At 62.2% G+C, this 12,311-nt stretch carries 10 protein-coding genes and 1 pseudogene; 5 read left to right on the top strand and 6 right to left on the bottom strand.

Annotated elements, in window-relative coordinates; genetic code table 11:
- Positions 1–52 precede the first annotated feature (52 nt).
- Positions 53–968: pseudogene (locus tag KUF55_RS07630) on the top strand (neutral zinc metallopeptidase).
- 76 nt (positions 969–1,044) lie between these two features.
- Here KUF55_RS07630 and KUF55_RS07625 read toward each other — a convergent pair.
- The 5 genes from KUF55_RS07625 to KUF55_RS07605 all read right to left on the bottom strand — a co-directional run bounded on the left by KUF55_RS07625 (position 1,045) and on the right by KUF55_RS07605 (position 5,757).
- Positions 1,045–1,389, bottom strand: coding sequence for a metal-sulfur cluster assembly factor (locus KUF55_RS07625; RefSeq protein WP_132365281.1), 345 nt, complete (start codon positions 1,387–1,389; stop codon positions 1,045–1,047).
- Positions 1,390–1,391: 2 nt separating this feature from the next.
- Positions 1,392–2,150, bottom strand: a complete 759-nt coding sequence (sufC, locus tag KUF55_RS07620) for a Fe-S cluster assembly ATPase SufC (protein ID WP_218818478.1) — start codon at positions 2,148–2,150, stop codon at positions 1,392–1,394.
- A gap of 75 nt (positions 2,151–2,225) precedes the next feature.
- Positions 2,226–3,509 carry a Fe-S cluster assembly protein SufD gene (gene sufD / locus KUF55_RS07615; RefSeq protein ID WP_218818477.1) on the bottom strand — a complete coding sequence of 428 codons (1,284 nt, stop codon included), beginning with the start codon at positions 3,507–3,509 and terminating at the stop codon, positions 2,226–2,228.
- A gap of 2 nt (positions 3,510–3,511) precedes the next feature.
- A complete protein-coding gene (sufB, locus tag KUF55_RS07610) occupies positions 3,512–4,972 on the bottom strand; it encodes a Fe-S cluster assembly protein SufB (RefSeq protein WP_132365278.1) in 1,461 nt (486 codons plus the stop codon).
- On the bottom strand, positions 4,969–5,757 hold the full coding sequence (locus KUF55_RS07605; RefSeq protein ID WP_132365277.1) for a metalloregulator ArsR/SmtB family transcription factor: 789 nt from the start codon (positions 5,755–5,757) through the stop codon (positions 4,969–4,971). The genes sufB and KUF55_RS07605 overlap by 4 nt, the downstream gene beginning before the upstream one ends.
- Positions 5,758–5,913: 156 nt before the next feature.
- On the opposite strand from KUF55_RS07605, the gene KUF55_RS07600 reads away from it, so the two are divergent.
- From KUF55_RS07600 to KUF55_RS07590, 3 genes are read left to right on the top strand one after another with little or no spacing between them, the layout of a single operon-like run.
- Positions 5,914–6,870 (top strand): ABC transporter ATP-binding protein, encoded by a 957-nt coding sequence (locus KUF55_RS07600; RefSeq protein ID WP_218818476.1) that lies wholly within the window; start codon positions 5,914–5,916, stop codon positions 6,868–6,870.
- A complete protein-coding gene (locus tag KUF55_RS07595; protein ID WP_132365276.1) occupies positions 6,860–7,633 on the top strand; it encodes an ABC transporter permease in 774 nt (257 codons plus the stop codon). Before KUF55_RS07600 ends, KUF55_RS07595 begins: the two co-directional genes overlap by 11 nt.
- A gap of 19 nt (positions 7,634–7,652) precedes the next feature.
- A complete protein-coding gene (locus tag KUF55_RS07590) occupies positions 7,653–8,615 on the top strand; it encodes a heme A synthase (RefSeq protein WP_218818475.1) in 963 nt (320 codons plus the stop codon).
- Between the two features lie 273 nt (positions 8,616–8,888).
- Here the strand turns inward: KUF55_RS07590 and KUF55_RS07585 are convergent, their stop codons facing one another.
- Positions 8,889–9,872, bottom strand: a complete 984-nt coding sequence (locus tag KUF55_RS07585) for a heme o synthase (protein WP_218818474.1) — start codon at positions 9,870–9,872, stop codon at positions 8,889–8,891.
- A gap of 284 nt (positions 9,873–10,156) precedes the next feature.
- Here KUF55_RS07585 and tkt point away from each other — a divergent pair, with 284 nt between their 5' ends.
- The gene (gene tkt / locus KUF55_RS07580; RefSeq protein WP_218818473.1) at positions 10,157–12,298 is read left to right on the top strand and encodes a transketolase; all 2,142 of its coding nucleotides are present in this window, start codon (positions 10,157–10,159) and stop codon (positions 12,296–12,298) included.
- Positions 12,299–12,311 lie beyond the last annotated feature (13 nt).

Below are 12,311 nucleotides of genomic sequence, written 5' to 3'. Positions count from 1 at the left end.
ATCTTGTGCGACACGGCGCCAAAAAGAGGTTTGCGCACGTAGTGTATGAATCATGAGTTTTAATGACAACGCACGCTTGGATTCCGGACGCATCAAGGATTCGCGCGGCCGCGGCCGCGGTACAAAGATTGCCGCGGGTGGTGGCGGCATCATCGTGGTGCTGCTTGCCGCACTTTTAGGCATCAACCCGGACATGCTCACGCAATTGGGCTTGGGCAGCTCCACCACCACCGAACAGACCACCGGTGAAAATGGGGGGCCAAGCATCACCGAGTGCAAGACCGGCGCGGATGCCAATGCTCGGGCCGATTGCCGAATCTTGGCAACCACGCAATCCCTGGACAGCTTCTGGCTGGACTACCTGCCACAATATGACGTCCAGGTTCGGAAGCCCGGCGTTGAGGTCTTTGATGATCAGGTGGACACCGCCTGCGGCACGGCGACCAGCGCTGTAGGCCCGTTCTACTGCCCCGGTGATCAGGTGGCCTACTTCGACACCGGATTCTTTGCCGAGTTGAGCAGCACCTACGGTTCCGATGGTGGCCCACTGGCCGAAGAGTACGTGGTCGCCCACGAATACGGGCACCACATCCAGAACACCATCGGCACACTCTCGGCCTCCCAGCAGGGCGGAAAGGGAGCGACCTCCGGCTCGGTGCGCGTTGAGTTGCAGGCCGACTGCTTCGCCGGAATGTGGGCGGCCCCACGCGTCAAACACCAAGGACGAAAACGGCACCGCCTTCCTGGAGCCATTCTCCAAGGCCGACCTCAGCTCGGCACTCTCCGCAGCATCCGCCGTCGGTGATGACCGGATCCAGGAGGCCTCCTCCGGGCGAGTGAATCCGCAGGTTTGGACCCACGGTTCCTCGGATCAGCGTCAGGCATGGTTCCTGCAGGGCTACTCCACCGGGGACATCAACAAGTGTGACACCCTCAGTGCCAAAGACTTGGATCGTCCCGGAGCCTAAGCACTGCCCCACTACTACAAACAAAGCGAGGCGCACTCCGCATGGAGTGCGCCTCGCTTTGTTTTCTCGATGCTGACTAGATGTTGAAGCCGAGGGCTCGCATCTGGTCGCGACCGTCATCGGTGATCCGCTCCGGACCCCATGGTGGCATCCAGACCCAGTTCAGGCGGTAGGAATCGACAACCGAATCCAGTGCCTGGGCTACCTGCTCCTCGATGACATCGGTCAACGGGCATGCAGCCGTTGTCAACGTCATGTCGATTAGCAGTGCGCCATCATCGGCATACTTCAGCCCGTAAAGCAGGCCGAGGTCAACGATGTTCACCCCGAGCTCGGGGTCAATAACATCCTTGAGCGCCTCTTCGACGTCCTCAATTTGGGTTTCAGTCGACCCGCTGGCCGCTTCGTTTTCTACGCTCATGGCTAGGCCGGGACGTTCAGGAAGCGGTCGTAGCCCTCTTCCTCGAGGCGATCGGCCAACTCTGCGCCACCCTGCTCGGCAATCTTGCCGTCAACAAAGACGTGCACGAAGTCGGGCTTGATGTAACGCAGGATACGGGTGTAGTGAGTGATGAGCAGCGTGCCCATCTGGTTCTCTTCTTGAGCGCGGTTAACACCCTCGGAGACGGTCTTCAACGCGTCAACGTCAAGGCCCGAGTCGGTTTCATCCAGGATGGCAAACTTGGGCTTGAAGAGCTCCAGCTGGAGGATCTCCACGCGCTTCTTTTCGCCGCCGGAGAAGCCCTCGTTGACGTTACGCGAAGCGAACTCCGCATCAATCTTCAACGCTTCCATAGCGGTCTTGACCTCTTTGGTCCAGGTCCGCAGCTTCGGGGCAGTGCCATCGATGGCGGTCTTGGCGGTGCGCAAGAAGTTGGTCATCGAAACGCCAGGAACCTCAACCGGGTACTGCATGGCCAGGAACAGGCCAGCGCGTGCACGCTCGTCAACGCTCATCTCCAAGACGTCGGCACCGTCGAGGGTGATCGAGCCGGAGGTGACCGTGTAGCGCGGGTGACCGGCAATGGTCGAGGCGAGGGTGGACTTGCCCGAGCCGTTGGGGCCCATGATGGCGTGAGTTTCACCGGTCTTGATGGTGAGGGAAACACCCTTGAGGATTTCCTTTTCGCCCTGCTCGGTCTCGATCGAGACGTGCAGGTCCTTGATTTCCAGAGTAGACATACCTTGAGTCCGTTCTCTCAGTCGTAAAGTCGAAGTGAATCGACAAAGTTTTTTGTGGTGGAGGAAGGCCTCGGACTAGCTGTCCGTGGCCGCCAGTTCGCGCTCGATGGTTTCGGCGAGGCGTTCCTCGATCTCCGGAACCCGGATCTGCTGCACGATTTCGTTCAGGAAGCCGCGCACCACCAGACGGCGGGCAGTCTTCTCGTCGATGCCGCGAGCCATCAGGTAGAAGAGGTGCTCATCGTTGAAGCGGCCGGTGGTCGATGCGTGTCCCGCACCGTCAATCAGGCCGGTCTCGATTTCCAGGTTGGGGACCGAGTCGGAGCGTGCCCCGTCGGTGAGAACCAGGTTGCGGTTCGCCTCGTAGGAGTTTGTCCCCTTGGCTTCCTTGCGGATCAGTACGTCGCCAACCCAGACGGTGTGCGCGTCCTTGCCCTGCAGCGCGCCCTTGTACAGAACGTTGGACTTGCAGTTCGGCGTGGCGTGATCAACAAACAGGCGGTGCTCGAGGTGCTGTCCGGCATCGGCGAAGTACAGTCCGAAGAGCTCCACTTCTCCACCCTCACCCTCAAAGTGCGCCGAGGGGGTCACGCGGACCAGGTCTCCGCCGTAGGTAACGGCGATGTGCTTCAGGTGCGCATCCTTGCCGACCTTGGCGAGGTGTGCCGAGGCGTGAATTGCGTCATCGGCCCAAGCCTGCAGCGAGATGACGGTGAGCTTGGCGCCTTCGCGAACATCAATCTCAATGTTCTGTGCCAATACTGCGGATCCCACGTGGTCGATGACGAGCACCGATTCGGAGTTCTTTTCCGCAATAACCACCAGGTGGCTGGCTGCAGCCTCGGTGGACGTGCCGGTGAAGGTCAGGGTGACTTCTTCGCCGCTGGAGTCAGCGGGAATGGTCAGTACCTTGGCTTCTGCAGCGTACTTCCACGCATTGGCAGAAACCCGGTCCTCCGGGATTCCGGCCGAGCCAACGCGAGCGTCGGTCATGGCAACGGTTTCCAGGGTGACTGCCTTGGCGCCGACGAAGGACACCTCGGGGGCCGCGCCGGTGAGCTCGTTCTTGTGCAGTCCGCCCAAGCGCTTGAGCGGGGTGAAGCGGAAGTCCTCTTCACGGCCGGTCAGCGCCGCGAAGTCCTCAACGTTGTAGCTGGTCTTGCGGCCAGCGCGTGAGGAGTCAGGGATTCCCGCACCGGCACCGTGGCTGTGCGCCTTGGAGGCGTCGCCGCCCAGCGGGGAGGAAACTTCTGCTGCGTTCAAGGGCGAAAGGTTTTCGCCCTCTTCGGTGAATCCGGAAATGCTGGGTGCACCGAGACGGGCCTTTTCGCCCGATAAGTGAGTTGCGGTATCAGTCATGATTAACCGACGGATCCTTCCATCTGCAGTTCAATGAGGCGGTTCAGTTCCATGGCGTACTCCATCGGGAGCTCGCGGGCGATCGGTTCGACGAAGCCACGCACGATCATGCCCATGGCGTCTTCTTCGGTCATGCCGCGGCTCATCAGGTAGAACAGCTGCTCTTCGGAGACGCGCGAAACGGTTGCCTCGTGGCCCATGGTCACGTCGTCCTCGCGGACGTCGATGTACGGGTAGGTATCCGAACGCGAGATCTGGTCAACCAGCAGCGCGTCACACTCGACCGAGTTGCGTGCACCCTTGGCGCCTTCGCGAACCTGGACCAGGCCGCGGTAGGCTGAGCGACCACCGTTGCGGGCGACCGACTTCGAGACGATCTTCGAGGAGGTATTCGGTGCGATGTGCACCATCTTCGATCCGGTGTCCTGGTGCTGGCCTTCGCCGGCGAATGCGAGCGAGAGCGTCTCTCCACGAGCGCCTTCACCCACGAGGTAAACGGCCGGGTACTTCATGGTGACCTTGGAACCGATGTTGCCATCGACCCACTCCATGGTGGCGCCCTCTTCACAGACGGCGCGCTTGGTCACCAGGTTGTACACGTTGTTCGACCAGTTCTGGATCGTGGTGTAACGGACGCGAGCGCCCTTCTTCACGATGATTTCCACAACTGCCGAGTGCAGCGAATCCGAGGTGTAAATCGGGGCGGTGCAGCCCTCGATGTAGTGAACGTAGGAGTCCTCATCGGCAATGATCAGGGTGCGCTCGAACTGACCCATGTTTTCCGTATTAATACGGAAGTAGGCCTGCAGCGGGATGTCCACGTGGACGCCCTTGGGGACGTAGACGAAGGATCCACCGGACCACACCGAGGTGTTCAGCGACGCAAACTTGTTGTCGCCCACCGGGATGATCGTGCCGAAGTACTCCTTGAAGATGTCTTCGTGCTCGCGCAGCGCGGTGTCGGTATCTAGGAAGATGACACCCTGCTTTTCCAGATCCTCGCGGAGCTGGTGGTAAACAACCTCGGACTCGTACTGGGCGGCGACACCGGAAACCAGGCGCTGCTTTTCTGCCTCGGGGATGCCGAGCTTGTCGTAGGTGTTCTTGATGTCGTCGGGCAGGTCATCCCAACTGGTTGCCTGCTTCTCGGTGGAGCGCACAAAGTACTTGATGTTATCGAAGTCAATGCCCGAGAGGTCTGCACCCCAGGTAGGCATGGGCTTGCGGTCGAAGTACTTCAGGCCCTTCAGGCGCATGTCCAGCATCCACTGGGGCTCACTCTTGAGCTCCGAGATGTTGCGGACAACGTCTTCGTTGATGCCGCGGCGCGCATTGGCACCTGCGTCATTCTTGTCGCTCCACCCGTATTCGTAACTACCGATTCCCTGGAGTTCTGGGTTCTTCTCCAAGATCTCGGTAATCACGCCGGCGTCAGTGGACTCGGGGGCAATCTGATCCGTCATCGCGGCCTCTCCTGCTTCGTGATCTTGATTCGAGTTCTCTTCTCAGCTGGCTGAGGAGTTTGGTTCCGGCCCACGGGGACGTGGGTCGTACACACATGCCCGCCGCTGGCTAGTGTCGAGAGCCTTCGCACATCGACACCCAGCAGACGGGAAAAGGCTTGGGTTTCCATCTCGCAAAAGACGGGGAATTCCCTGGCCAAATCTTGAATGGGGCAGTGCCCCTGGCACAGCTGAACGCTGAGCATGGTGGCCGTGGGCGAACCTGCCCCGACCTTTCGAGTGGAGGCAACAAAACCATCGGCACTGAGTACTTCACTCAGAGCCTCGGCACGGTCCTCCAGTGCCTCGATTCCCTCAACCGCCGGGCGATATCGCTGCTCCATGGCGGCAAAACGGCGGGCGGCGAACGCCTCAACGGCGGCAGGTCCGGCGGCACGGCCAAGTTCGGTCAGCGCATCGGTTGCGATGTCGAGGTAATCGTTGCCCATTTTTGTTTGGCCGCGGTGCGAAAGCACGTAGCGGCGGGACGGCCGCCCGGCGCCGGAGCGCTGGTTGGCGACAAGCTTGACCTCAACGAGCCCCTGCTTGGAGAGGGCATCAAGGTGGCGACGGACGGCAGCTGGAGTAAAGCCCAGGCGCTCGCCCAGTTCGGCGGCACTGATAGGTCCGTCTTCAAGGACGGAATACAGGACGCGGTCGCGGGTGCGTTCTTCGGCATCACCCGTTACGGGAACGTGGGGCGCCGGGGCATCGGAGACAGCCACGGACTTATTCGATGAATACACAACACAAGCATGCGCTAATACAGTGGCCCCGTCTAGTAAGGCACCGCTTACTTCCCAGTCGCCCCCCGATGATGTTCATCACACGCGCGAGCGGAGGGCAATCAGAACGGCTTCACGCCCGCCGAGGACTTCTACTACGTGACATAGAATATCGGAGTGTCCAATGTGTCTCCAAGCCTCGTTATCGAGGACTTGCTCAAAGATTTCGGCCCCGTACCCGCCCTTGATGGTCGTATGGTGCGTGTTTTGCATGGCATCAGCCTGACAGCACACGCCGGTACCGTCACCACCCTACTGGGGTCCAACGGTGCGGGTAAGTCCACCACACTGGGCTGCGCGCAGGGCCTACTCAAAACCAACGGCGGCAGCGTCCGGCTGCTGGGCGAGGATCCCTTCGGAGCCAGCCCGGCCCTGCGTTCACGTGTGGGAGTCATGTTGCAGGACGGCGGCTTGCCTCCCTCGCTGCGCCCGATTCCCTTACTGGAACACGTCGCTTCGATGTACGAGCGCCCGGCCGACATCAATTCACTCATTGAGCGTCTGGGCATCAACGAATTTTCCACCACCTCGATCCGGCGCCTCTCCGGTGGTCAGAAGCAGCGTGTTGCCCTGGCGGCCGCGTTGGCCGGAAATCCCGAAGTCATCTTCCTTGACGAGCCGAGCGCCGGCCTCGATCCGCAGTCACGCCAAGTTGTTTTTGACCTGATTGGTGAACTGCGCGAAGCCGGACTGTGCATCGTGCTCACCACGCATTTGATGGAGGATGCTCAGCGTCTCTCGGACTACGTCTACATCATTGATGATGGCCGCAACGTGGCTCAAGGCACCGTTGCCGAGCTCACCGCGCACGCGGCCAACGAGTCTCCCGCGCAGGCAGTGACCTTCAGCGCTACCGCGGCCATGGTGCTGCCAGCGTTCCCCGAACATCTGCAGCTGATCGAATCCAAGCCCGGGCACTACCGCTTTGATGGGGTGCGCAGTGCGGCTGACCTCGCGGCGCTGACCGGGTGGTGGAGCAGCGAAGGCATCTTGCCGAACTCACTGACCATGCAGCCGAGAACACTTGAAGACGTGTTCCTGGAAATTGCCGACAAGGGAAACCATGCGAACTAGCACGCAGCGTCCGCCTGCCCCCAGCAATGCTCAGGGCACCATCAAACGCATCATGCTGCAGGGACGTTATGAAACCCTGGGCATGCTCAGCAACGGCGAACAACTCATTGTTGCGGCGGTACTGCCCATGCTGGCGCTGATCGGCTTGGTCCTCACGGATCTGCTGAGCGATGTTGCCGACAGTGCCGTGAATGCCGCCACCCCCGGCGTCTTGGCGCTCTGCGTGGTGTCCACCGCCTTCACCGGGCAGGGCATCGCCACCGGCTTTGACCGTCGTTATGGGGTACTGCGTTTCCTTTCCACCACACCGTTGGGCCGCACCGGCCTGATCTACGGAAAGGTCATCGCCGTGCTGACCGTGCTGTTTCTACAGGTGGTGGTCATCGGCGGACTCGCTGCATTCATGGGCTGGCGACCGGCACCGGCGGGCATCCCCGCGGCCATCGTTTTACTCATCCTGGGTGCGACGGCATTCACCGCGCTGGGATTATTGGTGGCCGGCACCGTCCGGCCCGAAGCCACCCTGGCCATCACCAATCTGGCGTGGGTACTACTCGCTGCAGCCGGCGGCATCCTGTTCCCGAGCACTCGAGCCCCCGATTACCTGCAGCCGTTTGTTGACCTCTTGCCCTCCGCCGCCCTGGGTGATTCCCTGCGCGCGGCACTGATCTCCGGAACCACCTCGGTTTCCGGCATCCTCATCCTGCTGGCATGGACAATCATTGCCGGTTTCGCCGCAACCCGCTGGTTCAAGTGGAACTAGCATCCTGGAGCACTACACCATGAGCACCAACGCTTCCGGCACTCGCTGGTACGCCCTATTTGCCGCCCTCATTGCCCGGTTGGCGGACAAGTTGCCAACCACCGTGAACAATACGGTGCATCGGCTGGCCATCGCCTCGCTGGCCTCGCAGATTGGCATCATTATTACCGGTGGCGCAGTACGCCTGACTAAATCCGGTCTGGGCTGTTCGCAGTGGCCCAACTGTGTCCCGGGCTCGATGACTCCGGTCGCCGAAATGGGCATCCACGGACTCATCGAGTTCGGCAACCGTTTGCTGACCTTCGTCCTGACCGCCGTGGCGGTGGCGATGATCGTTTCCCTCTGGCGCATGCGCGCCACCCACAAGACGGTGTTCCGGCTCGCCATCGCACTGCTGGCCGTCATCCCGGCGCAGGCGCTCATCGGCGGCATCACAGTCTGGACTCGCCTGAACCCGTGGGTCGTCTCGCTGCATTTCTTGGTCTCCGCAGCCCTGGTCATGGCGGCCACCTTGCTGGTCACCCGCACCGGAGCACTACGCCGCGGCGAAACCTCACTGGGCGCACCGGCCGGAACCACACAACGCTTCCTGGCCTGGGTCATTTTTGCTTCCGCCGCCGTGGCATTGGTGCTGGGCACCATCGTCACGGGCACCGGCCCGCACGCCGGTGATGCTGACGCTCCGCGCCACATGTTTGACCCATACATCGTCACCCGTATCCATGTGGTTCCGGTGTACCTCCTGGTGCTGGCGATCATCGCCGCGCTCGTGCTGGCGTACCGCAACGCCAGCGACAAGAAGCTGCGCACCCCGTTGCTCCTGCTGGCAGCCGTCGTGGTCCTGCAGGGCATCATCGGTTATGTGCAGCACTTCACCGGCCTGCCGGTCCTCTTGGTGCTGGCTCACATGCTCGGCGCCTCGCTCTTGGCCTCGGCCGCGGTGCACCTCTGGGACCGCAGCACCACGAAGTTCCCCTTCTAAGACGCCTGCCGCTCCTCATACGGAGCAAAAAACGCCCTCCGACTGTCCTTCAGTCGGAGGGCGTTTTGCATGGAAGGCGGGTCACGCGCGTGGGTATCGTGCTCGCTTCGCGGTGCTGCTAAGCCAGCGACAGCGGCTTAGCAGCCCTCCCCTGACCCATCCGCCTCGTCATCAAGCCGGGGGCATGCAAAAGCGGCCGGCACGGCGGGGTGAATATCCCCGCGGTACCGGCCGCCGATAGAACCGTGAACGCTACGTTCTGGCTACTTGCTACTAGCCGAAGAGCGGACCGCCAACAAACGGATCGATGGCCAGGGCCACGAAGACCAGCGTCAGGTAGGTGATGGAAATGTGGAAGACCTTCATGGCCTTCTTGTTCATCTCGGCCGGGTCGTGGTCGCGCTGCGCCTCACGGTAGAGCACGTGGCATTCGTAGACGAACCAGAGGCCCGAGACGCCGGCCAGCACCGTGTAAACGATGCCCGCGTAACCCATCGGAGCCAGCAGCAGCGAGCAGACCACGGTGGCCCAGGCGTACAGAACGACCTGTACCGAGACGCGTCGAGCGCTGGAAATAGCGCCGAGCATCGGCACGTGAGCCGCGTTGTAGTCATCGGCATACTTCATGGACAGCGGCCAGTAATGCGGCGGCGTCCACAAGAAGATGATGAGGAACAGGATGATCGCTGGCCACTCCACCTTGTTGGTCACGGCCGCCCAACCGATGAGCACCGGCATGCAGCCGGCAATGCCGCCCCAGACGATGTTCTGGGAGGTGCGGCGCTTGAGGATCAGGGTGTAGAGCACCACGTAGAAAAGAATCGCGGCCAGGCCCAGGGCGGTGGTCAGCGGGTTGGTCCCAAACCACAGCACTACCAGCGAGGCAATGCCCAGCAGGTAGGAGAAGATCAGCGCTTCACGCGGAGTGACCTCGCCGGTCACCAGCGGGCGCCCCTTGGTGCGCTTCATGATCTTGTCCATATCGCGATCGATATAGCAGTTGAAGGAACCCGAGGCTCCGGCCGCCATACCGCCACCGAGCAAGGTGGCAAGCACCAGGGAAATCGAGGGGAACCCTCGTTCGGCAAACATCATGGTCGGCAGCGTGGTTACGAGCAATAGCTCGATGACCCGGGGTTTGGTCAGCGCCAGGTAGGCCTTCGCTTTACGCGAAACGAAGTCACCAAGACCTTCGTCATGCTGACGAGCTGCGCGGGCCCTCGTGGCGGAGTCAACGGACACGGTCTTCACAGACATCTACTCAGTTCTACGGGGGTAATAAGGACAGACACCCCCCATCATACCCTTTTACGTCCCGTAGAAATCGGCCGGTTGAGCGGTGCTCTCTCGACGCCCAAGCCAACGCGGTGCTCACGGAGTTTTCGCCATGCCTCAATAACAGGCCACAAAGGGGCACTTTCGTGCTCAAAGCGGCTAAGCTGGGAGCGTTGCGCCGCCGCCGAAACTGTCCTGTCTTTACCGGACGGACGGCGGCGTTGTGCTTAGCAGGCCCGGCACCGGCGCAACCAGCAGACTTTGAAATGCACACCGTACAGGGAGGACCCCACATCGTGGCGCCACTAGCAGACAACAGTGAATTCGCATGGAGCGATCTTGACCAGCGAGCAGTAGACACCGCTCGCGTACTTGCCGCCGACGCGGTCGAAAAGGTCGGGAACGGACACCCCGGAACGGCGATCTCGCTGGCCCCCGCCGCCTACCTGATCTTCCAGCAGCACCTGCGCCACGACCCCAGCGATCCCGCGTGGCTCGGCCGCGACCGCTTTGTGCTCTCCCCCGGTCACACCTCGCTGACCCTTTACCTGCAGCTCTTCCTCTCCGGCTACGGCCTGGAAATGGACGACCTCGCGGCCCTGCGCACCTGGGGCGCTAAGACCCCCGGTCACCCGGAATACGGTCACACCGCGGGCGTGGAAATCACCACCGGCCCACTGGGCCAGGGTCTGGCCTCCGCCGTTGGCTTCGCCTACGGCCAGCGCCGCATGCGCGGCATGATGGACGCGGCGGCACCCGCCGGCACCTCCCCGTTTGACCACACCATCTGGGTCATCGCCTCCGATGGAGACCTCCAGGAGGGTGTCACCTCCGAGGCTTCCTCGCTGGCCGGACACCAGGAACTGGGCAACCTCGTTGTCATTTACGATGAGAACCACATCTCCATCGAGGACGACACCGACGTCGCGTTCACCGAAAACGTCCTGGGCCGCTACGAGGCCTACGGCTGGCACACCCAGCGTGTTGACTGGACCAAGACCGGTGACTACGTTGAGGACCTGGCCGAGCTCGACGCAGCATTGCGCGCCGCCAAGGCCGAGACTAACCGTCCCTCGATCATTAGCTTGCGCACCATCATCGGCTTCCCGTCGCCGACCAAAAAAGACACCGGCGGCATCCACGGCTCCAAGCTCGGCGGCTCCGAGGTTGCCGGCCTGAAGACCGTCCTGGGCTTCAACCCGGAAGAATCCTTCGTGATCGCCGATGAGGTCTTGGCCCACGCCCGCTCCGTACAGGAGCGCGGCACCGCTGCCCGCGCCAGCTGGCAGCAGGGCTTCGAAGCCTGGAGCGCAGCCAACCCGGAGAATGCGGCCTTGCTGACGCGCCTGGAATCCGGCGAATTGCCGGCCGGCTGGGACGAAAACCTGCCGGAATTCGAAGCCGGCAAGGACGTCGCCACCCGCTCGGCCTCCGGTAAGGTCATCAATTCCGTCGCTTCGGTGCTACCCGAGCTCTGGGGCGGCTCGGCCGACCTCGCCGGCTCGAACAACACCACCATCGAGGGTGCCTCCTCCTTTATCCCGGAATCACGCTCCACCGATTCTTGGAAGGGCAACCCCTACGGACGGGTGCTGCACTTCGGCATCCGCGAGCACGCCGCGGCAGCCATCGTTAACGGCATCACCCTGGCCTCCCCGACCCGCGCCTACTCGGGTACCTTCCTGATCTTCTCCGACTACCAGCGCCCGGCCATCCGCCTCTCGGCACTGATGGGCGTTCCGTCGATCTACGTCTGGACCCACGACTCCATCGGCCTGGGCGAAGACGGACCGACGCACCAGCCGGTTGAGCAGCTCGCTTCGCTGCGTGCCATCCCGAACCTCGATGTGGTTCGCCCGGCCGACGCCAACGAGGTCTCCTTCGCCTGGAAGAAGATCCTGGAAACCACCTCCAACCCGGCGGGCATCATCCTCTCGAGGCAGAACCTGCCGGTCTACGACCGCAGCGAGCTGGGCTTCGGCGCGGCATCGGGAACCGAAAAGGGTGCCTACGTGCTGGCCGACGCCACCGCCAACGGCGAGGTCGTCGCACCGGCGGTGCTGCTGCTGGCCACCGGCTCCGAGGTTTCCCTGGCCATCGAGGCCCGTGAAGCACTTCAGGCTCAGGGCGTGGGCGCGCGTGTCGTGTCCATCCCCTGCCTGGAATGGTTTAACAAGCAGGATGCCGCCTACCGCGAATCGGTGCTCCCGGCAGCGATCAAGGCCCGCGTTTCCGTCGAGGCCGGCGTGGCCCAGGGCTGGCGCGAACTCGTTGGGGATGCCGGACGCATCATCTCGTTGGATCACTACGGGGCATCGGCCGACTACAAGCGCCTGTACTCCGAATTTGGAATCACCACCGAGGCCATCACCGCCGCGGCTCTTGATTCCATCTCGGCCGCCAAGTAATCCCCCCGACTTT

The sequence above is a fragment of the Paeniglutamicibacter sp. Y32M11 genome (genome assembly GCF_019285735.1).
Classification (GTDB): domain Bacteria; phylum Actinomycetota; class Actinomycetes; order Actinomycetales; family Micrococcaceae; genus Paeniglutamicibacter.
The sequence above is the reverse complement of the archived record's forward strand: the minus strand, read 5'-3'. Positions and strand labels throughout refer to the sequence as shown.

What these genes read in the sequence shown, in the direction of transcription:
- sufB (WP_132365278.1), bottom strand. Translation starts at nt 4,972, where the DNA reads ATGACGGATCAGATTGCCCCCGAGTCCACTGACGCCGGCGTGATTACC.
- KUF55_RS07625 (WP_132365281.1), bottom strand. Translation starts at nt 1,389, where the DNA reads ATGAGCGTAGAAAACGAAGCGGCCAGCGGGTCGACTGAAACCCAAATT.
- KUF55_RS07595 (WP_132365276.1), top strand. Translation starts at nt 6,860, where the DNA reads ATGCGAACTAGCACGCAGCGTCCGCCTGCCCCCAGCAATGCTCAGGGC.
- KUF55_RS07585 (WP_218818474.1), bottom strand. Translation starts at nt 9,872, where the DNA reads ATGTCTGTGAAGACCGTGTCCGTTGACTCCGCCACGAGGGCCCGCGCA.
- sufC (WP_218818478.1), bottom strand. Translation starts at nt 2,150, where the DNA reads ATGTCTACTCTGGAAATCAAGGACCTGCACGTCTCGATCGAGACCGAG.
- sufD (WP_218818477.1), bottom strand. Translation starts at nt 3,509, where the DNA reads ATGACTGATACCGCAACTCACTTATCGGGCGAAAAGGCCCGTCTCGGT.
- KUF55_RS07590 (WP_218818475.1), top strand. Translation starts at nt 7,653, where the DNA reads ATGAGCACCAACGCTTCCGGCACTCGCTGGTACGCCCTATTTGCCGCC.
- tkt (WP_218818473.1), top strand. Translation starts at nt 10,157, where the DNA reads ATGCACACCGTACAGGGAGGACCCCACATCGTGGCGCCACTAGCAGAC.